General features: G+C 69.7%; 21 protein-coding genes. 7 read left to right on the top strand and 14 right to left on the bottom strand.

What is annotated here, in order from left to right; all coding sequences use genetic code 11:
• Positions 1-5 precede the first annotated feature (5 nt).
• Positions 6-2,327: an FdhF/YdeP family oxidoreductase gene (locus HNR02_RS00355; protein ID WP_179771233.1), complete on the top strand. Its 2,322-nt coding sequence runs from the start codon at positions 6-8 to the stop codon at positions 2,325-2,327.
• Positions 2,328-2,561: 234 nt separating this feature from the next.
• Here HNR02_RS00355 and HNR02_RS00360 read toward each other — a convergent pair whose 3' ends face one another.
• Positions 2,562-3,059, bottom strand: coding sequence for a VOC family protein (locus HNR02_RS00360; protein ID WP_179771234.1), 498 nt, complete (start codon positions 3,057-3,059; stop codon positions 2,562-2,564).
• Positions 3,060-3,120: 61 nt separating this feature from the next.
• Positions 3,121-3,678, bottom strand: coding sequence for a YceI family protein (locus HNR02_RS00365; RefSeq protein WP_179771235.1), 558 nt, complete (start codon positions 3,676-3,678; stop codon positions 3,121-3,123).
• An 84-nt stretch (positions 3,679-3,762) separates the two neighbouring features.
• Here HNR02_RS00365 and HNR02_RS00370 point away from each other — a divergent pair, with 84 nt between their 5' ends.
• Positions 3,763-4,236 carry a MarR family winged helix-turn-helix transcriptional regulator gene (locus HNR02_RS00370; protein WP_179771236.1) on the top strand — a complete coding sequence of 158 codons (474 nt, stop codon included), beginning with the start codon at positions 3,763-3,765 and terminating at the stop codon, positions 4,234-4,236.
• On the opposite strand, the gene HNR02_RS00375 is transcribed toward HNR02_RS00370, so the two are convergent.
• Both HNR02_RS00375 and HNR02_RS00380 read right to left on the bottom strand, forming a co-directional pair.
• Positions 4,221-4,976, bottom strand: coding sequence for an SDR family NAD(P)-dependent oxidoreductase (locus tag HNR02_RS00375; RefSeq protein ID WP_179771237.1), 756 nt, complete (start codon positions 4,974-4,976; stop codon positions 4,221-4,223). The two genes, HNR02_RS00370 and HNR02_RS00375, sit on opposite strands and share 16 nt — an antisense overlap.
• Positions 4,973-5,392: a VOC family protein gene (locus HNR02_RS00380; RefSeq protein WP_179771238.1), complete on the bottom strand. Its 420-nt coding sequence runs from the start codon at positions 5,390-5,392 to the stop codon at positions 4,973-4,975. The genes HNR02_RS00375 and HNR02_RS00380 overlap by 4 nt, the downstream gene beginning before the upstream one ends.
• 68 nt (positions 5,393-5,460) lie before the next feature.
• Between HNR02_RS00380 and HNR02_RS00385 the strand changes: the two genes are divergently transcribed.
• Entirely contained in the window at positions 5,461-6,120 is a 660-nt protein-coding gene (locus tag HNR02_RS00385) for a GntR family transcriptional regulator (protein WP_179771239.1), read from the top strand.
• Here HNR02_RS00385 and HNR02_RS00390 read toward each other — a convergent pair.
• Positions 6,098-6,508 carry a MarR family winged helix-turn-helix transcriptional regulator gene (locus HNR02_RS00390; RefSeq protein WP_179771240.1) on the bottom strand — a complete coding sequence of 137 codons (411 nt, stop codon included), beginning with the start codon at positions 6,506-6,508 and terminating at the stop codon, positions 6,098-6,100. The genes HNR02_RS00385 and HNR02_RS00390 overlap by 23 nt on opposite strands.
• A 70-nt stretch (positions 6,509-6,578) precedes the next feature.
• Between HNR02_RS00390 and HNR02_RS00395 the strand changes: the two genes are divergently transcribed.
• The gene (locus HNR02_RS00395) at positions 6,579-7,313 is read left to right on the top strand and encodes an SDR family oxidoreductase (RefSeq protein ID WP_312860858.1); all 735 of its coding nucleotides are present in this window, start codon (positions 6,579-6,581) and stop codon (positions 7,311-7,313) included.
• A 3-nt stretch (positions 7,314-7,316) separates the two neighbouring features.
• Here the strand turns inward: HNR02_RS00395 and HNR02_RS35990 are convergent, their stop codons facing one another.
• Both HNR02_RS35990 and HNR02_RS00400 read right to left on the bottom strand, forming a co-directional pair.
• Positions 7,317-7,451, bottom strand: coding sequence for an MFS transporter small subunit (locus HNR02_RS35990; protein WP_281377175.1), 135 nt, complete (start codon positions 7,449-7,451; stop codon positions 7,317-7,319).
• Positions 7,448-8,806, bottom strand: a complete 1,359-nt coding sequence (locus HNR02_RS00400) for an L-lactate MFS transporter (protein WP_179771242.1) — start codon at positions 8,804-8,806, stop codon at positions 7,448-7,450. Before HNR02_RS00400 ends, HNR02_RS35990 begins: the two co-directional genes overlap by 4 nt.
• 100 nt (positions 8,807-8,906) lie before the next feature.
• On the opposite strand from HNR02_RS00400, the gene fdhD reads away from it, so the two are divergent.
• The gene (fdhD, locus tag HNR02_RS00405; RefSeq protein WP_179771243.1) at positions 8,907-9,743 is read left to right on the top strand and encodes a formate dehydrogenase accessory sulfurtransferase FdhD; all 837 of its coding nucleotides are present in this window, start codon (positions 8,907-8,909) and stop codon (positions 9,741-9,743) included.
• Between the two features lie 3 nt (positions 9,744-9,746).
• Here the strand turns inward: fdhD and HNR02_RS00410 are convergent, their stop codons facing one another.
• A complete protein-coding gene (locus tag HNR02_RS00410) occupies positions 9,747-10,649 on the bottom strand; it encodes an LLM class flavin-dependent oxidoreductase (protein WP_179771244.1) in 903 nt (300 codons plus the stop codon).
• A gap of 73 nt (positions 10,650-10,722) precedes the next feature.
• Between HNR02_RS00410 and HNR02_RS00415 the strand changes: the two genes are divergently transcribed.
• Entirely contained in the window at positions 10,723-11,655 is a 933-nt protein-coding gene (locus HNR02_RS00415) for an alpha/beta hydrolase (RefSeq protein ID WP_179771245.1), read from the top strand.
• A gap of 70 nt (positions 11,656-11,725) precedes the next feature.
• Here HNR02_RS00415 and HNR02_RS00420 read toward each other — a convergent pair whose 3' ends face one another.
• The 5 genes from HNR02_RS00420 to tig all read right to left on the bottom strand — a co-directional run bounded on the left by HNR02_RS00420 (position 11,726) and on the right by tig (position 16,500).
• A complete protein-coding gene (locus tag HNR02_RS00420) occupies positions 11,726-12,130 on the bottom strand; it encodes a hypothetical protein (RefSeq protein WP_179771246.1) in 405 nt (134 codons plus the stop codon).
• Between the two features lie 42 nt (positions 12,131-12,172).
• Positions 12,173-13,468: an ATP-dependent Clp protease ATP-binding subunit ClpX gene (gene clpX, locus HNR02_RS00425; RefSeq protein WP_179771247.1), complete on the bottom strand. Its 1,296-nt coding sequence runs from the start codon at positions 13,466-13,468 to the stop codon at positions 12,173-12,175.
• A 229-nt stretch (positions 13,469-13,697) separates the two neighbouring features.
• Entirely contained in the window at positions 13,698-14,327 is a 630-nt protein-coding gene (locus HNR02_RS00430; protein WP_179771248.1) for an ATP-dependent Clp protease proteolytic subunit, read from the bottom strand.
• A 26-nt stretch (positions 14,328-14,353) separates the two neighbouring features.
• Positions 14,354-14,968 (bottom strand): ATP-dependent Clp protease proteolytic subunit, encoded by a 615-nt coding sequence (locus tag HNR02_RS00435; protein WP_179771249.1) that lies wholly within the window; start codon positions 14,966-14,968, stop codon positions 14,354-14,356.
• Positions 14,969-15,108: 140 nt separating this feature from the next.
• Positions 15,109-16,500, bottom strand: a complete 1,392-nt coding sequence (tig, locus tag HNR02_RS00440; protein WP_179771250.1) for a trigger factor — start codon at positions 16,498-16,500, stop codon at positions 15,109-15,111.
• Positions 16,501-16,718: 218 nt separating this feature from the next.
• Here tig and HNR02_RS00445 point away from each other — a divergent pair, with 218 nt between their 5' ends.
• Positions 16,719-18,278 (top strand): FAD-binding oxidoreductase, encoded by a 1,560-nt coding sequence (locus HNR02_RS00445; protein ID WP_179771251.1) that lies wholly within the window; start codon positions 16,719-16,721, stop codon positions 18,276-18,278.
• A gap of 27 nt (positions 18,279-18,305) precedes the next feature.
• Here the strand turns inward: HNR02_RS00445 and HNR02_RS00450 are convergent, their stop codons facing one another.
• Positions 18,306-18,890 (bottom strand): hypothetical protein, encoded by a 585-nt coding sequence (locus HNR02_RS00450; protein WP_179771252.1) that lies wholly within the window; start codon positions 18,888-18,890, stop codon positions 18,306-18,308.
• Between the last annotated feature and the right edge of the window lie 75 nt (positions 18,891-18,965).

An 18,965-nucleotide genomic window follows, 5' to 3' on the forward strand; every position in this document is an offset into this window, starting at 1 on the left:
TGGACGTGACACGCAACGCCCCTCGCGCCGACATCGACGAAGCCGCACTCGAAGTGCACAAGCCCAAGGAGTGGGCGGCAGGAATTCCCGGGGTGGCGGTGTCACTCCTGCGCGGCGTCGAACAGATGGGCACCGGCCGCACCGTGAAGACGCTGCGCCTGCTCAACCAGCGTGAGGGGTTCGACTGCCCCGGCTGCGCCTGGCCGGAGCCGCGCGCGGAGGACGGCGAGCACCGCAAGCTCGCCGAGTTCTGCGAGAACGGCGCGAAGGCCGTGGCCGAGGAAGCCACGAAACGGCGCGTCGGCCCGGAGTTCTTCGCCCGGCACTCCGTCGAGGAGCTGCACGGCCGCACCGACTTCTGGCTCGGGCAGCAGGGCAGGCTCACCGAGCCGATGGTGCTGCGTGAGGGCGGCACGCACTACGAACCGATCACCTGGGACAGCGCTTTCCAGCTGATCGCGGGCAAGCTCAAGGCGCTGGACAGCCCGGACGAGGCGGTCTTCTACACCTCCGGCCGCACCAGCAACGAGGCCGCGTTCCTCTACCAGCTGCTGGTGCGCTCGTTCGGCACCAACAACCTGCCGGACTGCAGCAACATGTGCCACGAGTCCTCCGGCGCCGCGTTGTCGGAGTCCTACGGGATCGGCAAGGGGTCGGTGAGCCTGGCCGACATCCACCACGCGGACCTGATCGTGGTCGTCGGCCAGAATCCGGGCACGAACCACCCGCGCATGCTGTCCGCGCTGGAAGAGGCGAAGGGCCGCGGCGCGAAGGTGATCGCGGTGAACCCGTTGCCGGAGGCCGGGTTGATGCGGTTCAAGAACCCGCAGAACCCGCGTGGCGTGGTCGGCAAGGGCACGCCACTGGCGGACGAGTTCGCGCAGATCCGTCTCGGCGGCGACCTGGCGTTGTTCCAGGCGATCGGGCACCTGCTGCTCTCGTGGGAGGAGGACGCGCCGGGCACGATCGTGGACCGGGCGTTCGTCGACTCCTCCACGCACGGCTTCGACGACTGGGCGAAGAGCCTGCAGGAGATCGACTGGTCCGCGATCGGCGAGGCCACCGGCCTGGACCGCGAGCAGATCGAACGGATCGCGCGGATGATCGCCACGTCCGAGCGGACGGTCTACTGCTGGGCCATGGGGATCACGCAGCACCGGCACGCGGTCGCGACCATCCAGGAAATCTCCAACCTCGCGTTCGCGCGCGGCATGATCGGCAAGCCGGGGGCCGGCCTGTGCCCGGTGCGCGGGCATTCGAACGTGCAGGGCGACCGGACGATGGGCGTCTGGGAGAAGATGCCCGAGACGTTCCTGGGGCGGCTGGAAGACGAGTTCGGCATCCCCGTGCCGCGGAAGCACGGGTTCGACACGGTCGACGCGATCCGCGCGATGCGGGACGGCCGGGGCAGGGTTTTCCTCGGCATGGGCGGCAACTTCGCCGCCGCCACACCGGATTCGGAACTGACCGAGCGGGCGTTGCGGTCGTGCGAGCTGACCGTGCACGTGTCCACGAAGCTGAACCGGTCGCACGTGGTGCCGGGGAAGATCGCGCTGATCCTGCCGACGCTGGGCCGCACGGAGCGCGACACGCAGGCCGCGGGCGAGCAGTTCGTGACGGTCGAGGATTCGATGTCGTGCGTGCACGTCTCACGCGGGCGGTTGAAGCCGGCGAGCGCGGAGCTGCTGTCCGAGGTGGCCATCATCTGCCGCCTCGCCGCCGAGTTGTTCGGCGACGACCACGCCGTGCCGTGGCGCGACTTCGAGGGTGACTACGACCGGATCCGCGACCGGATCGCGCGGGTCGTGCCCGGTTGCGAAGACTACAACGCGAAGGTGCGCCGGCCGGACGGTTTCGTCCTGCCCCACCCGCCGCGCGATTCCCGGTCGTTCGTGACCTCGACCGGCAAGGCGAACTTCACGACCAGCGACCTGGAGTTCCCGCGTGTTCCGGCGGGACGGCTGCTGCTGCAGACGCTGCGCAGCCACGACCAGTACAACACCACGATCTACGGCCTGTCCGACAGGTATCGCGGCATCGAGGACGCCCGCCGGGTCGTGCTGGTGAACCCGGAGGACGTCGCGGCGCTGGGCTTCACGGACGGTCAGCTGGTCGACCTGGTCTCGGAGTGGGAGGACGGCAGCGAGCGCCGGGCGGACCACTTCCGCATCGTGGCCTACCCGACGGCGCACGGTTGCGCCGCGGCGTACTTCCCCGAAGCCAACGCCCTGGTACCGCTGGACTCGGTCGCCAAGAAGTCCAACACACCGGTCTCGAAGGCGATCGTGGTCCGCCTGGAACCGGCGAGCGCCAGCGAGCCGGAGTAACACCCGAAGCTGGGTGGTCATCCCGGAGCCAGCCCGTCCGGCGAGGACAATCCCTTGATCTTTGAACCCGCGCGTGGGGCAGGCGGCCGCTGGGCGCGCCGCCGTCGAGTAGTCGGTCACCACAGACCGCCCCCGCCCCTCCTCGCGGATGGTTTCGGGCTTGGGATGAGGGGCGGGGGAGGTCTGGGCCGGTCGGGTGTGGGCTTGCGTTGCCGGGCGGCGGTCCGTTCGTCCTTAGAGAACCGTGTTGCCGTACATCTCGCCGAGCGGGTCGGCGATCAGCTCGATGCGGGCACCGTCGGGGTCGCGGAAGTAGACCGAGACGTCGCTGTGCACCGCGTGCTCGACGTCGGCCTCCTCCAGCTTCGTGACGAGCCTTCGCCACCTCTCCGGATCGACCGAGATGGCGATGTGGTGCAGGCCGCCGAGCACCTCGGCGTAGGGGCCGACGTCCAGGCCCGGGAAGTCGAAGAACGCCAGGAGGTTGCCGTTGCCGATGTCGAAGAAGAAGTGCGACGAACCGGGGTAGTCGCGGTTCTCGATCAGCTCGGTGAGCGGGAACTCCAGCAGGTCCTGGTAGAAGCGGACGGTGCGCTCCACGTCGCTGCTGACGAGCGCGGTGTGGTGCAGTCCGCGCGCGGACGACGGTGGCCGCTGCCCGGCGGGTTTGAGGTGCGTGTCGCGGATGCGGTCCCGCTCCCGGCGGACCGCGTCGAGGTCGACGGAGGTCATGGCTGGCGTTCCTTTCCCAGGGTGGGCCCGGCATACCCGCCGGGCACCACCGCTATCCGTGTCAGGCGGCCTTGATCGCGGAGATCTCGAACTCGAGGGTGACCTTCTCGCTCACCAGGACACCACCGGTCTCCAGCGCCGCGTTCCAGGTGACGCCGAAGTCCTTGCGGTTGATGGTCGTCGAACCCTCGAAGCCGATCCGGGTGTTGCCGAACGGGTCCTGGGCGGTGCCCTCGAACTCGAACGGGACGGTGACGGACTTGGTCACGCCCTTGACCGTCAGGTCACCGGTCACGTCGAAGCTGCTGTCGCCGGTCTGGGCGATCGACGTGGACACGAAGGTGATCTCCGGGTGCTCGTCCATCGCCAGGAAGTCGTTGCTGCGCAGGTGCGCGTCGCGGTCGGCGTTGCGGGTGTCGATGCTGTTCGCGGCGATCTTGACCGACACCGACGAGTTCGCCGGGTTCCCGCCGTCGATCTTCGCGCTGCCGGAGAACTCGTTGAACGACCCGCGCACCTTGGTCACCATCGCGTGCCGGGCGTGGAAACCGATCCGGGTGTGGGTCGGGTCCAGGGTGTATTCACCGGTCAGCTGTGCGAACGTGGCCGAAGTGGTCATGAGGTCCTCCCCTGTGGTTGATATGTCGTCGTCACCGTGGCACAACTTAGATGACGCGTCAACTATTCCCGTATACTCGATGCCATGACCCGGTGGCTCGATGATGGCGAACAGCAGGCGTGGCGTGCGTACGTGAAGATGCAGAGTCACCTGAACGCGGCAGTGGGCCGCCGCATGCAGGCCGATTCGCAGCTGTCCCTGCCGGACTTCGAGGTACTGGTCCAGCTCACCGACACCGCCGAGGGCCGGGTCCGGGTGTTCGAGCTGGCGCGGGCGCTGGACTGGGAGAAGAGCAGGCTGTCACACCACCTGCGGCGCATGCAGAAGCGCGGCTTGGTGTCACGCGAGGAGTGCCCGGACGACGCCCGGGGCGCCTTCATCGTGCTGACGGCGGAGGGCCGGAAAGCGATCGAGCAGGCCGCGCCGCACCACGTGGAGACCGTGCGGAAGCTGGTGTTCGACGTGCTGACGCGTGAGCAGGTGGACGCCCTCCAGGCGATTTCCGAGCAGATCCTGCGCGCGGTCCGCCCGGAGGACTGCCCTCAGGACCGCAGGTAGGACGCCCCGTTGAGGTCGAGGATCGCGCCCGAGGCCCACTCGGCCTCACCCGAGGCCAGGTAGACCACGGCCGCGGCGATCTCCCCCGGCTCCGCGACCCGGCCGAGCGGTGACTGGGCACGCAGCGCGTCGCCCCGCTCCCCGGTCAGCCAGTCCGCCACCCGTTCGGTCGCGATGAACCCGGGTGCGACGGAGCTGACCGCGATGCCGTGCGGCGCCAGGTGCACCGCGAGCGACTGGCCCATCGAGTGCAGCGCGGCCTTCGTCGCACCGTAGGCGGGGTGGTCCGGCTCACCGCGGAAGGCGCCGCGCGAGCCGACGTTGACCACGCGTCCGGCGGCGCCACGGGCGATCATGTGCCGGGCGACGCAGAACGTGAGATCGGCCGCGCCGAGCAGGTTGACCTCGACCGACTGCCGCCACACCGCCTGCCAGTGCTCGAAGCTGGTGTCCGCGAGCGGGTGCGCGGTGTCGGCGGTCGTCACCACGGCCGCGTTGTTGACCAGGACGTCGACGCCGCCCAGGGCTTCCTCAGCGGCGTCGGCGATCCGCTGGGCCTCGCGAATGTCGCCCTGGACCAACGTGTGACCCTCGCCCGGTAACCCGGCCAGCGTGGCCTCCGCGTCGGCGCGGTTGCTGTTGAAGTGCACCGCGACCCGGTCGCCACGACCCGCGAAGGCCGTCGCGACCGCGCGGCCCAGCCCGGACGCGGCGCCGGTGACGAGAACTCCGCGGCTCACTTGGCGAACAGCTGCGACTCGTCGCGGAACGCCTTGAACTCCAGCGCGTTGCCCGCCGGGTCGTGCAGGAACATCGTCCACTGCTCACCCTTCTCCCCCGCGAACCGCTGGTAGGGCTCGATGACGAACTTCGTGTCCGCGGCCTTGAGCCGTCCGGCCAGCTCGTGGAAGCCGTCGACGGTCAGGACCAGGCCGAAGTGCGGGACCGGCACGTCGTGGCCGTCGACCGGGTTGCGGCCCGCCTCGCTGCGCGCGCCCTCGACGACGTGGGTGACCACCTGGTGGCCGTGGAAGTTCCAGTCGACCCATGTGGTGTCGGACCGTCCCTCGGACAGGCCGAGCACCCCGCCGTAGAAGTCCCGGGCGCGGCCGAGGTCGTCGACCGGGATCGCGAGGTGGAACGCGGGGCGGGTCATGGGGCCTCCTCTGTTCGTCGTCTCGGGCCAGCTTGACCCGGCCAATGTCGGAATGTCAACATTCGAACATGCAACCCGCCCGTCGGCGCGGACTGGCCGAGGAGGCCGCCGACCGCATCCGCGACGAGATCCTCACCGGCCGCTTCGCACCCGGCAGCGCGCTGCGGGAGGTCGAGCTGGCCGCATCACTGCAGGTCAGCCGCGGTTCGGTGCGCGAAGGGCTGGCGATCCTGGAACACGAGGGGCTGGTGCGCGGTGAGTGGCACCGCGGAACGCGGATCATCGAGCTGACCGAGACCGACATCACCGAGGTCTACGCGGTGCGCGCCGCCTTGGACCGGCTCGCGACGCTGACCGCGGCCCGCTTGGGGCGCCCGGAACAGTTCGACGAGCTGGACCGGCTGGTCGAGGCGATGGACCGCGAAGCGGGCGGAAGGGCGGACGGCGCACGGTTGGTGGCGCTGGACATCGAGTTCCACGACTGCGTCTACGCGATGGCGGGCAACGGGCGGCTGATCAGCGCGTGGGAGGCCGTGCGGTCACAGGTGCACCTGTTCCAGGCGCACCGGGTCCGGCTGTCGCATGAGCACTACCGCACCCGCGTGGTGGACGAGCACCGCGAACTGGCGACCCTGCTGCGCGCCGGGCGCGTGGAGGGCCTCGGCGACCTCGCGGAGGAACACGTGCAGTCCGCGAGCCGCGGGCTCATCGAGAGCCTGCGGAGCTGACCGCGGCGGCCAGCCGCCGGCAGAAAGCCCGCTCCTCCACCGACAGCGCCCCGAACCGCTCCGCCACACACTCCGCGAACCGGGTCCGGATCCGCTCCCGTAGCTCCTCCCCCGCCTCCGTCAGCACTACGCGGCTGACGCGCCGGTCCTTCTCGTCCGGCTCGCGCGCCAGCAGGCCACGCTTTTCCAGACGGTCGACCATCCCGGTCACGTTCGTCTTGTCGCAGCCCAGGATCGTCGCCAGCTCGCCGAGCGACGGACGCTGCGACAGGGCGCACAGGATCTGCGTCTGCTGGCTGGTCAGCTCGAACTCACGCGCGATCCCGGCGTAGAGCACCGCCGCCTCGCGGTGGAGGGTGGCGACCGCGGAAGCGAGGTCCTGCGTCATGTCGCACAGCATAGTTGACATGCTCGACCAATTAGTCGAGCATCTCGACTATCGATCATCTGGAGGAGATGTGCTGAACGACAGGGTGACGCTGGTGACCGGCGGTTCACGGGGCATCGGGCGGGGTATCGCCGAACGGCTGGGCGCGGACGGCGCGCGCGTGGTCGTGAACTACCGCGCGGACGCGGACGCCGCGGCGAAGGTGGTCACCGCCATCGAGAACAACGGCGGCCAGGCCACGGCGATCCAGGCCGACGTCACCGATCCGGCACAGGTCGTGGGCCTCTTCGACGCGGTGGAGGAGACCTTCGGCGGGCTCGACGTCTTCGTCGGCAACGCGGGCACCGCCCGCTTCTCCCCGCTCGGCGAGGCGACCGACGAGGACTTCGGGCTGATGTTCGCCACCAACACCCGTGCCACCTTCACCGCTCTTCGGGAGGCGTCGAGGCGGCTGCGAGACGGCGGGCGGATCGTGGTCATCTCCAGTGGCGCCACCGTCACGGCGCGCCCGAACAGCGGTGTGTACGCGGCCAGCAAGGCCGCCGCCGAGCAGCTCGTGCGCGCCGCGGCCAAGGAACTCGGCTCCCGCGGGATCACCGCCAACAGCGTGCTGCCCGGCGCGACCCGCAGCGACGCACTCGAAGCGGGCATATCCGCGGACCGGCTCGCGGCGACGAAGGCCCAGACGCCGCTGGGGCGCCTGGGCGAACCGTCGGACATCGCGGCGATCGTGGCGTTCCTCGCCTCCGACGACGGCCGCTGGGTCACCGGGCAGACGATCCACGCCGGCGGCGGGCTGTTCTGAGGGTCAGCCGCCGAAGAGCTTGATCACCTTGAGGATCAGCTCGTAGAGGCCGTAGAGGAAGGGAACGCCCACCCACAGCCACGCGAGGGTCATCAGCCAGACGCGGCTGCGCGCGGGCGTCTGCTCCGGCGTGCTCATTTCGCCTCCTCGTGCGCGGTTTCGGCGCGCTCGGGCTCGTGGTACTTCGCGTTGACCGGCCGCACCAGCTCATTGGCGACGAAACCCACCACCAGCAGCGCGATCATGATGTAGAACGAGGTGGTGTAGAGGTCGGGCCCCTGCTTGCCCGTCCGCTCCTGGCTGTCCGCGATCGCGTTGACGATCAGCGGGCCGAGCACGCCCGCGGCCGACCACGCGGTGAGCAGCCGCCCGTGGATGGCGCCCACCTGGTAGGTGCCGAACAGGTCCTTGAGGTAGGCCGGGATCGTGGCGAAACCCGCGCCGTAGAACGAGAGGATCACCATCGCCGCGAGGATGAAGACCACTTTGGACGAGTTCCCGACGAGCGCGATCACCAGGTACAGCAGCGCGCCGACCCCGAGGTACATGCGGTAGATGTTCTTCCGCCCAATCACGTCCGAAGTGGACGACCAGACGAACCGGCCGAGCATGTTGGTCAGCGACAGCAGTGCGACGAACCCGGCCGCCGCGGTCGCGCCGACCGGCACGGACGTGCCGCGGAAGAAGTCGGTGATCATCGGCGACGCCTTTTCCAGGATGCCGATGCCCGCCGTCACGTTGAAGCACAGGACGACCCACAGGCACCAGAACTGGGGCGTCTTGATGGCGTTGGCCGCGGACACGTTCGCCGAGGTGATCATCGACTTCGCCTTGGCCGCCGCCGGGTCCCAGCCCTTCGGCTTCCACCCTTCGGCCGGCACGCGGACCAGGAAGACCCCCAGCGACATGAAGATCGCGTAGACCACACCGTGGATCACGAACGCGGTGCCGATGCCGCTCGGGGTGGCCCCGAACGACTCCAGCATCTGGCTCGACCACGGCGAAGCGATCAGAGCGCCCCCACCGAAGCCCATGATGGCGATGCCGGTCGCCATGCCCGGCCGGTCCGGGAACCACTTCATCAACGTCGACACCGGTGAGATGTAGCCGATGCCGAGCCCGACGCCGCCGATCAGGCCGTAGCCGAGCACCACCAGCCAGTACTGCGAGGTGAACGCACCCAGCGCGGACACCAGGAATCCGGTGGAGAAGCAGGTCATCGACACGAACATCGCCCAGCGCGGCCCGTTGCGTTCGACGAGCGTGCCACCGAAGGCCGCGGACAAGCCGAGCATGACGATGCCGAGCTGGAACGGCAGAGCGCTCAGGGTCCCGGACAGTCCCAGCGCCTTCTCCAGCGGTGGCTTGAAGACGCTCCACGCGTAGGCTTGGCCGATCGCGAGGTGCACCGACAGGGCGGCGGGCGGGATCAGCCACCGGCTCCAGTCCGGGGGCGCGATGCTGCGCGAACGGTCGAGGAATGTGACGGCCACGGGAGGCTCCCCTACGCTGGTCATTGAGCCTGCAATTTCTTACTAGATAACTGACGGCACGGCAACCACCGTCGCCGATGAGCGGAACGAAGGTGACCCCATGGGGCGGGTGACGGTACGGCGTCCGGTGCGGAAGCTGACCGGCGAGGGGCAGCGGCGGCGGGCCGACCTGCTGGCCGCCGAAGAACCGCTGGAGTTGCGGGTCGACGGCAAGGCGCTGGCGGTGACCATGCGCACCCCCGGGCACGACGTCGAACTGGCGCACGGGTTCCTGCTGTCCGAGGGCGTGGTCTCCGCCCGCGCGGACGTGTTCGCGGCGCGCTACTGCGACGGCGTCGACGACCAGGGACGCAACACCTACAACGTTCTCGACCTCACCCTCGCCGAGGGCGTCGCTCCCCCGGAGACGGGCGTGGAGCGCAACTTCTACACCACCTCTTCGTGCGGCGTGTGCGGTAAGGCGGCGCTGGACGCGGTCAAGCTCAAGACCCGCTTCGCGCCCGGGGAGTCGCCGTTCGCCGTGACCACCGAGGTGCTGGCCGGGCTGCCGGAGACCTTGCGGGCGCAGCAACGCGTCTTCGCCAGCACCGGCGGGCTGCACGCCGCCGGACTGTTTCACCCGGACGGGTCGCTGCTGGCGGTGCGGGAGGACGTGGGCAGGCACAACGCGGTGGACAAAGTGCTCGGCTGGGCCCTGCTGGAGGGCCGGGTGCCGTTGTCGGACTGCGGGCTGCTGGTGTCCGGGCGCGCGTCGTTCGAACTGGTGCAGAAGGCCGCGATGGCGGGCATCCCGTTCCTCGCCGCGGTGTCCGCGCCGTCGTCGCTCGCGGTGGAGCTGGCCGAGGAGAACGGCATGACGCTCGTCGGGTTCCTGCGGGGCAGCAGCATGAACCTCTACACCGGCGACCAGCGGGTGCTGGAGGCGGCCGCGGCGTGAGGGTCAGATCCGGGGCATGACCTCGGCGGCCAGGCGTTCCATCTGCTCGGCCTGGTCGGCGAACGGGGTGAACAGGATCATCTGCGCACCCGCCTCCGCGACCTCCCGCACCCCGGCCACGCACTCGTCGGGTGTCCCGGCCACGGCGACCGCGTCCAGCTTGCGGGTGCCGTAGACGCTCGCCAGGCCCTCGGAGGCGCGGCGGTGGGCCGTGTCACTGTCGTCGTCCACGGCGATGTAGACGCGCTTGGCGATGCGGAAGTCGTCCCGCCCGGCCTCGGCCAGCACTTCACGCAGCACCTTGACCTGCCCGGCGAAGGCCTGGGTGGTCGAGGAGCCAGCGCCGAAGAAGCCTTGGCCGTAGCGCACGGCGCGCTTGAGGGCGTTCGGATGCCCGCCGCCCAGCCACATCGGCGGGTGCGGCTTCTGGAACGGCTTCGGCTGCATCGAGGCGCCTTCCAGCTGCCAGAAGCGGCCGTCGAAGTCCGTCTTCGGTTCGGTCCACAGGGTCTTCATCAGGCGCAGGCCCTCGGTGAAGCGGGCGAGGTAGGCATCCCCGTCGATGCCGAAGGCCGCGAACGGACGGTTCTTGCCACCGCTGCCGACGCCGATCTCCAGGCGCCCGCCGCTGAGCTGGTCGAGCGTGGCGAGGCTCTTCGCCAGGTGGGCGGGGCTGTGCAGCGGGGTCACGTACACGGCGCAGCCCAGGCGCAGCCGCTCGGTGCAGGCGAACGCGTAGGCCATGGTCTCGTTGGGCGCGAGCTGCGCGGACGGGCCGATGATCTGTTCCTGGGTCCAGCCGCTGTCGAAGCCGAGTTGCTCGGCCCGCTGGACGTAGGCGCGGAAGGCGGCCGGGTCGAAAGTCCCGTCGGCCACGAACTGGGGGATGGAGATCGCGAACCGCATGGGCACGAGATTAGTCCCCTCGGTGTATCGCCCGCGCTACTTCTCACGACAGGGTTATCGGGACTGATGTTGAATGGCGCGGGGAGGTCAGGTGACCGAGGACGAAGCGACCGCACCGCGCAGGCGGCCCAGCCGCCGTTCCGTGCTGATCGCGGGCGCGTCGGGTCTCGGGCTCGCCGGGGTCGCGGCCGGCGCGGCCACCGGTGTCCTGCCGGTCAGCGAGGCGGTGCAGCGCGTGCTCGGCGTGGCTTCTTCCTCTCCGGCGACGCAGCTCGGTGCCGCACGGGTCGAGCGAGTGTGGTCGCACTACCGCAACCGCATGGTCGACCTGGTGACGCTGCTGCCGACGAAGTCGCCGCCCCGGAACCTGCCGATGTCGCTGCTGCTGCACGGCCTGCGTGGCCGGGCCCGGACGGCGGCGCCGACCGGATCCCTGAACGAGCTGGCCAGTCAGGTCGCCCGGAAGCGGACCCGGCCCTACGGTTTCGTGGCCGTGGACGGCGGCGACAACTACTGGCACGAAAACATCCCCGGCGACGATCCGATGGGCATGCTGCTGGAAGAGGTCCCGCAATGGCTGCGGGAGCGCGGCCTCGGCGGTACCGATGGACTGCCGTTCGCCTGCACCGGAATGTCCATGGGCGGCTTCGGCAGCCTGCTGTACGCCCGGCGCCGAGCCGAGCGCCGTCAACCCGTGAGCGCGCTCGCGCTGCTGGCGCCCGCGCTCATGCTGTCCTGGACGGAGATGGCCAAGCGGCGCGCCTTCCACGACGAGGCGGACTGGGCCTCGATGGACCCGCTGCGCAACCCGACCGCGACGGCCGGCGTGCCCACAGCCGTATGGTGCGGGACGGAGGACGCGTTCATCAGCGGCGCACGACGTTTCATCGCGACGACCAGGCCGGAAATCGGGTACACGGCGCGGGGAAAGCACGGGGATTCGTTCAACCGGACCGTGGTGCCCAGCATGGTGGGTTTCCTGGGACGACACCGGCCGACGCCGTAGGCAGACGAGCTGACCGCTGGGCGCGTGGGCGGCCGGTAGTTGGTTCGGCTTGCGTTGCCGGGTGCCGGGCTCAGCTGACCCAGTGGCCCATCACCGAAATGAGCCACAGGCCGAGCAACGAGCCCGCGAACATCAGGCATGACCACAGCAGCAGGGGGCGGTGGTCGCTGCCCGCCGAGCGCATCCGGTGCAGCGCGTAGCAGGCCACGCCGATCACCGGGAGCGGGATCAGGGGCAGCACCGACAGTCGTACGGGGGCGGCGGCTACGCAGGCCAGCGCCATCAGCGTCAGCAGCACCAGCATGGTCTTGTACAGCACAGCGCTGCTCAGGTACGGGGTGAGGATCCGGAAGGTGAGGTCACTGATGCCACGCACGTCGTCCCGCCCCTCCGGAACGACGGTGTCCCCGGCCTCTGCCGCCGGAGCGGTGCCCTCGCCGGCACCCGAACGGGGACCAGCCCCCTCCACGCTCATCCGACTAGCTTAGCGAGCGCGGCGAAGTGGCCTACACGCAGATCAGGCCGTCTTCTCGCCACGTTCACTGCTGCGGCGCCGCGACGGCTGACGCGACACGATCGTGGGATTGACGTTCTCGCGGACGGTCTGTTCGGTGATGACGACCTTGGCGACGTCCGAGCGGCTCGGGATGTCGTACATCACCGGCTGCAGGACCTCTTCCATGATCGCGCGCAGGCCGCGGGCGCCGGTGCCACGCAGGACCGCCTGGTCGGCGATGGCCTCGAGCGCGGTCTTGGTGAACTCCAGCTCGACGTTGTCCATCTCGAAGAGCTTCTTGTACTGCTTCACCAACGCGTTGCGCGGCTCGGTGAGGATCCGGACCAGCGAGTGCTTGTCCAGGTGCGTCACGTTCGCCACCACCGGCAGACGGCCGATGAACTCCGGGATCAGCCCGAACTTGATCAGGTCCTCGGGCATGGTGTCGGAGAAGACGTCGCTCTCTTCGATCTCGGCCTTCGTGCGGATCTCGGCGCCGAAACCGAGGCCGCGCTTGCCGACCCGCTCGTTGATGATCTTCTCCAGGCCCGCGAACGCGCCGGCCACGATGAACAACACGTTCGTGGTGTCGATCTGGATGAACTCCTGGTGCGGGTGCTTCCGCCCGCCCTGCGGCGGCACCGAGGCCGTCGTGCCCTCCAGGATCTTCAGCAGCGCCTGCTGCACGCCCTCGCCGGACACGTCACGCGTGATCGACGGGTTCTCCGACTTGCGGGCGATCTTGTCGACCTCGTCGATGTAGATGATGCCCGTCTCGGCGCGCTTGACGTCGTAGTCGGCGGCCTGGATCAGCTTGAGCAGGATGTTCTCGACGTCCTCACCGACGTACCCGGCCTCGGTCAGCGCCGTGGCGTCCGCGATCGCGAACGGGACGTTGAGCATCTTGGCCAGGGTCTGCGCGAGGTAGGTCTTGCCGCAGCCGGTGGGCCCGAGCAGCAGGATGTTCGACTTGGCGAGCTCGACCGGCTCGTCCTTCGCTTCCTTGGGACCGGTCTTGTCCTCGGACTGGATGCGCTTGTAGTGGTTGTACACCGCCACGGCGAGCGAACGCTTCGCGTCGGACTGGCCGATGATGTACTGGTCGAGGAACTCGTGGATGTCGAGCGGCTTGGGCAGCTCGTCGAGCTTGACGTCGCCGGCCTCGGCCAGCTCCTCCTCGATGATCTCGTTGCACAGCTCGATGCACTCATCGCAGATGTAGACCCCGGGGCCGGCGATGAGCTTCTTCACCTGTTTCTGGCTCTTCCCGCAGAAAGAACACTTCAGCAGGTCCCCGCCGTCGCCGATCCGTGCCATGACCGTTGACCTGTTCCCCTCCGGTACGCCTGCCGGCACACCTGGTCGTGTTCCTGCCCTCGCCACCGGGCCAGCGGGAAATGATGGCCGCTGTCCCTAGACGGTACCCGCCCGGAGCGCCGCGCGGGAGGACCAGCGGGCACCGGGCGCCCCGAGACCCTAAACCGGGGGCCAGCGCGCACCGCGGACGACACGCACTGGCCCCGGGCAGGAGTCCCGGGGCCGGGACTCAGCCGTTCTGCGACGCCTTGCGGTACGGCAGCACCTCGTCGATGATGCCGTACTCCTTGGCCTGCTCGGCCGTGAGGATCTTGTCGCGTTCGATGTCCGCGCGGACCTCTTCGGGGCTCTTGGTCGTGTGCTTGGCCAGCGTGGTCTCCATCAGGCGGCGGACCCGCTGGATCTCGTTGGCCTGGATCTCCAGGTCCGAGACCTGCCCGTAGGTGCCCTCGGTGGCCGGCTGGTGGATCAGCACCCTGGCGTTGGGCAGCGCGAGCCGCTTGCCCTTGGTGCCGGCCGCCAGCAGGACCGCGGCCGCGGAGGCGGCCTGGCCGAGCGCGACGGTCTGGATGTCCGGGCGCACGAACTGCATGGTGTCGTAGATCGCCATCAGCGAGGTGAACGAGCCACCCGGCGAGTTGATGTAGATCGTGATGTCGCGGTCCGGGTCCTCGTGCTCGAGGTGCAGCAGCTGGGCCATCACGTCGTTGGCCGACGCGTCGTCCACCTGCACGCCCAGGAAGATGACCCGCTCCTCGTACAGCTTGTTGTACGGGTTCGACTCCTTGTGGCCGTAGCTGGTGTGCTCCACGTACGACGGCAGGATGTACCGGGACTGCGGAAGCTGGAAGTTGTTCATGAGAGCTTTCTCCTCGTCAGGCCCGGTCAGCGGCTGCCGTTGCTGGACGGGAGCTGGTTCTCCCTGGTGAGGACGTGGTCGACGAAGCCGTACTCCCGCGCCTCCTCGGCGGTGAACCAGCGGTCCCGGTCGCCGTCCCGGATGATCTGCTCCATCGACTGGCCGGTCTGCTCGGCGGTGATGCGCGCCAGCTCCTGCTTCCACTTGCCGAAGACCTCGGCCTGGATCGCGATGTCGGAGGCGGTACCACCGACACCGGCCGAGGGCTGGTGCATGAGGATGCGCGCGTGCGGGAGCGAGTAGCGCTTGCCGGGCGCGCCGGAGGACAGCAGGAACTGTCCCATCGAGGCGGCCAGGCCCATCGCGTAGGTCGCCACGTCCGGCTCGATGAGCTGCATCGTGTCGTAGATGGCGAACCCGGCGGTGACCGAACCGCCCGGCGAGTTGATGTAGAACCGGATGTCGGACTCGGAGTCCTCCGCGGACAGCAGCAGGAGCTGCGCGGTGATCCGGTTCGCCACGTCGTCGTTCACCTCGGAGCCGAGGACGACGATGCGCTCCTGGAGCAGCCGCTCGTACACCGAGTCGGTCAGATTGAGGCCCGCGGTCGAGCTGCGTGCCTCTGCCTTGTGCTGCGTCACGTCTGCCTGCCTTTTCACCGCTGTGGGGCTCCCGAGGGGAGATCCACTGTGCACTGTCGAAGATGCTGAGATCTTGTCATCGACCCTAACGAACTCGGGCGGCCCGGCATGCCCGGTACCGCCCAAGTTCGCTGACAGCTTTATTTCTCGGAAGCGGCTGCGGCCTCCTCGGTGACCTCGGTCTCAGCGGTGGCCCCGGGGGCCTCCTCCTCGTCCGCGCCGAAGAGCTCGCTCAGGTCGATCTCGGCGCCGGAGCCGTCGGTGACCGTCGCCCTGCGCACGATCGAGGCCAGCGCCTTGCCGCGGCGCACGTCGGCGAAGATCGCGGACAGCTGGCCCGACTGCTGGGCGCGCTGGACGTACTCGTCCGGGCTGACACCGAAGCGCTGGGCCTGGTAGATGATCCGCTCGGTCAGCTCGGCGTCGCCGACCTGGACCTCCTCCGCGTCGGCGATGCTGTCCAGCAGCAGCTGGGTGCGCACCGCCTTCTCGGCGTCGGTCTGCAACTCGGCGTGGAACTCCTCGAGGGTCCTGCCCTCGGACTCCAGCACCTTGGCCAGCGCTTCCTCGTTGTGGTCCAGGTCGTGCACCGCGTCGTGCTTGCGGTTCTCGACCTCGGCCTCGACGACCTTCTCCGGCAACGGGACGTCGACCGACTCCAGCAGGTCGTCCAGGATCTTGTCCCTGGCCTGCACGCCCTGCTGGACCTTCTTCATCTTGCCCAGGCGCTCGCGCAGATCGGCCTTGAGCTCGTCGATGGTGTCGAACTCGCTCGCCAGCTGGGCGAACTCGTCGTCGGCCTCGGGCAGCTCGCGCTCCTTGACGCTCTGCACCGTCACCGACACCTCGGCGTCGCGGCCGGCGTGCTCACCCGCCACCAGCTGGGTGGTGAAGGTCTTCGTCTCGCCCTCGTTCGCGCCGATGATGGCCTCGTCGATGCCGTCCACGAGCTGGCCGGAGCCGATCTCGTAGGACAGGCCGCTGGTCGCGGCCTCCTCGACCTCCTGGCCGTCGACCGTCGCCGACAGGTCGATCGACACGAAGTCGCCGTCCTGGGCGGGGCGCTCGGCGGCCTTGAGGGTGCCGAAGCGGGCGCGGAGCTGGTCCAGCTCCTGCTCGACCTCTTCGTCGGTCACCTCGACGTCGTCGACGCTGACCGACAGGCCGTCGAAGTCGGGGAGGGTGATCTCGGGGCGGATGTCCACCTCGGCCGTGAACTCCAGTACCTCACGGTCCTCGAGCTTGGTCACCTCGAAGTCGGGCTGGCCGAGGGTGCGCACCTCGCCCGCCCGTACCGCCTCCAGGTACTTCGCCGGGATGGCCTCGTTGACGACCTCATCGAGCACCGGCGCGCGGCCGATCCGGCTCTCCAGGACGCGAGCGGGCACCTTGCCGGGGCGGAAGCCCGGAATGCGGACCTGCTGGGCGATCTTGGAGTAGGCGCGGTCGAAGTTCGGTTTGAGTTCGTCGAACGGCACCTCGACATTGATCTTGACTCGCGTCGGGCTGAGCTGCTCGACGGTGCTCTTCAACGTGTTCTCCTCGAGCCGTGAAAACCTGGTTTTCGGGTGGTAGCCGACTGCGGGCACGGCGGTGCCCAAAGGCCGAGTCTAGGCCAGCGACTTGACACGACAGGCCGGGGCCTGCTTGGGCCGGGAACGGATCGCGGCCCGTACACTCCGTTTACATTTGGACGCGGTTTGTCTACGGTCGTGATCCGCCAGTTCCGCCGTCCCCAGGAGCCCGGTCCGTGACAGCCGATGCCCAGGTCCAGGGCCTTTCGCAGGGTCTGGCGAAGCCCCGGACGCGACTGCCGGCCGTGGTCGCGCCGACGGTGGCGTTGTTCGGCGGCGCGCTCGCGCTGTGGGCGTGGGCGACCTGGCTCTCCCTCGTCTGGCACCTGCCCGCCTGGTCGACCGTCCCGCTGCACACGCTGGCCGTGTTCGGCCTGTTCACCGTGCTGCACGAGGCCGCACACCACGCCGCGGGCAGCGTGACCTGGCTGAACGGCGCCCTGGGGCGGCTGACGGTGCCGTTCGTGTCGCCCTTCGGCGGCTTTCCCGCCGCCCGATACGTGCACCTGACGCAGCACCGCTCCGGATCGCCGGAGCACCTGACGCCGTGGAACACGCGCGGGCCGTCGTGGACGCTGCCGCTGCGCTGGGCCACCGTCGACCTCTGGCACGCGTGGCGTTACCTCAGCACACCGGGCAGGCCGACCGCGGAGAGCGCTGAGATGCTCGCGGTGCTGGTGTTCCTGCCGTGTGTGCTGGCCGCCGTGGCCGGGACGGGCCACGGGTGGGAGCTGACCGTCGTGTACCTGCTTCCGCAGCGGCTGGCGCTCGTGCTGGTGTCGTGGTGCCACGACTGGCTGCCGAGGCGGCGCGCGAGCGGCTACCACCAGGTACACGCCGCGCGGCCCGGCCAGCCGTTCTACCGCTTCGCCGCGGTGCCGGCACCGCGCGTTTCGTCGCGGTCGGCCGTGGCCGCGGAAGCGCCGTCGGAGTTCCACCCGCTGACCGTGACCGGCGTGCGGTGGCTGACCGGCGAGGCCGTCGCGGTGAACCTGGCCGTGCCCGCGGAACTGCGGCAGGTGTTCCGGTTCGAGCCGGGCCAGCACCTGGTGCTGCGCGCGCTGGTCCAAGGCGAGCAGGTGGAGCGCAGCTACGCGATCTGCGCGAGTCAGGACGAGCCGGAGCTGCGCGTGGCGATCAAGCGGGTGCCGGGCGGACGGTTCTCCGAGTACGCGCTGGGCCTGCGGCTGGGTGACCGGGTGCTGGCGCGCCCGCCGTCGGGGCGGTTCGGGTTGCCTGCCGCGGCCCGCGAGGCCCGGCACGTCGTGGCCGTCGCCGCCGGGTCCGGGATCGTCCCGGTACTGCCGGTCGTGGTGCACGCGCTGGCGACCTCGCCCCGCACCCGCGTGACCCTGCTCTACGTCAACCGATCCGGTGACGACACCCTGTTCGCCGACGACCTGTCCGAGTACACGCGCCGCTTCGAGGGACGCCTGCGGGTGATGCACTACCGGACCGACGAACGCGACCCGTCGCTGCGGCACGCCCGCGGCGCGAAGCCGTTCGACAGCATCGGCCAGGCGCTGGCCATCTCCTACGAGCGCTACCTGCCTGGCGGGCTGGACACCGGGCGGATCCGGTCACTGCTGGAGTCACGACTACACCCGTCCAAAGTGGACGAGTGGCTGCTGTGCGCGCCGCCCGAGGTCGCCGAGCCGGTCCGCGAAGCACTGGCGGAGCACGATGTCCCCGACGGCGCCGTGCACGTGGAGCACTTCCACCGCGGCCGGCGTTGACTCCCCTGGGCCGCCCGGATCTCCACGTCAGTTCTGGCCCGGATCGGCGGTGCCGTCCTCGCGCCGCGGCATCGTGCCCTGCCGGCCCTGCTGCCCGCCGGACTGGTCGCTGCCCTCCGTGACGGTGTCGGCGGTGGCCGTTTGCCCGGACACCGAAGCGACGACCGTGACGGTGTCGCCGGTGGCGATGCTGCTGAGGTCGGCGTCGTTCCCGGCCGCGGTGTCGCTGTCGATCGTGTAGGTCCTGGTGTAGCCGTCGTCGCTGTGGGCGGTCAGCGAGGTCGAGCTGATCCCGGTGACCGTGCCGATCTGCATCGCCTCGGTCGTGTAGCCGCCCTTGCCGTCGGAGACCACGTACTCGCCGTGCAGCGCGCTGGACAGCGCGGCCTGCGAGCCGCCGGGCCCGCCCGGCATCTGGATACCGCCGCCCGGTCCGCCCTGCGTCGCCGACGCGTCGGTGGAGCCGCCTGCCGCGTAGATCGCCACGCCGCCCGCGCCGGCGACGCCGACCGCGATCGCGGCGGCCGCGACGGTCTTGCGCGCCGACCACTTCGACGGTGGCTGCTGGGCGCCCCATTCCCGGGCCTGCGATGCGGGCTGCTGTTCGGTCATCGTCGCTTCCTCTCACTGGTGCGTCGAGGACCAGCTTCGGCCGCGCCGCTGTGCGGGGACTGTGGGACGGATAGC

Origin of the sequence: Amycolatopsis endophytica, assembly GCF_013410405.1 — a bacterium.
Taxonomy (GTDB): domain Bacteria; phylum Actinomycetota; class Actinomycetes; order Mycobacteriales; family Pseudonocardiaceae; genus Amycolatopsis_E; species Amycolatopsis_E endophytica.

Coding starts and splice junctions, on each gene's coding strand:
- HNR02_RS00390 (WP_179771240.1), bottom strand. CDS start 6,508: ATGACGCAGGACCTCGCTTCCGCGGTCGCCACCCTCCACCGCGAGGCG.
- HNR02_RS00410 (WP_179771244.1), bottom strand. CDS start 10,649: ATGCGGTTCGCGATCTCCATCCCCCAGTTCGTGGCCGACGGGACTTTC.
- HNR02_RS35990 (WP_281377175.1), bottom strand. CDS start 7,451: ATGAGCACGCCGGAGCAGACGCCCGCGCGCAGCCGCGTCTGGCTGATG.
- fdhD (WP_179771243.1), top strand. CDS start 8,907: ATGGGGCGGGTGACGGTACGGCGTCCGGTGCGGAAGCTGACCGGCGAG.
- HNR02_RS00415 (WP_179771245.1), top strand. CDS start 10,723: ATGGCGCGGGGAGGTCAGGTGACCGAGGACGAAGCGACCGCACCGCGC.
- HNR02_RS00360 (WP_179771234.1), bottom strand. CDS start 3,059: ATGACCTCCGTCGACCTCGACGCGGTCCGCCGGGAGCGGGACCGCATC.
- HNR02_RS00370 (WP_179771236.1), top strand. CDS start 3,763: ATGACCCGGTGGCTCGATGATGGCGAACAGCAGGCGTGGCGTGCGTAC.
- HNR02_RS00380 (WP_179771238.1), bottom strand. CDS start 5,392: ATGACCCGCCCCGCGTTCCACCTCGCGATCCCGGTCGACGACCTCGGC.
- HNR02_RS00450 (WP_179771252.1), bottom strand. CDS start 18,890: ATGACCGAACAGCAGCCCGCATCGCAGGCCCGGGAATGGGGCGCCCAG.
- HNR02_RS00430 (WP_179771248.1), bottom strand. CDS start 14,327: ATGAACAACTTCCAGCTTCCGCAGTCCCGGTACATCCTGCCGTCGTAC.
- clpX (WP_179771247.1), bottom strand. CDS start 13,468: ATGGCACGGATCGGCGACGGCGGGGACCTGCTGAAGTGTTCTTTCTGC.
- HNR02_RS00385 (WP_179771239.1), top strand. CDS start 5,461: ATGCAACCCGCCCGTCGGCGCGGACTGGCCGAGGAGGCCGCCGACCGC.
- HNR02_RS00365 (WP_179771235.1), bottom strand. CDS start 3,678: ATGACCACTTCGGCCACGTTCGCACAGCTGACCGGTGAATACACCCTG.
- HNR02_RS00420 (WP_179771246.1), bottom strand. CDS start 12,130: ATGAGCGTGGAGGGGGCTGGTCCCCGTTCGGGTGCCGGCGAGGGCACC.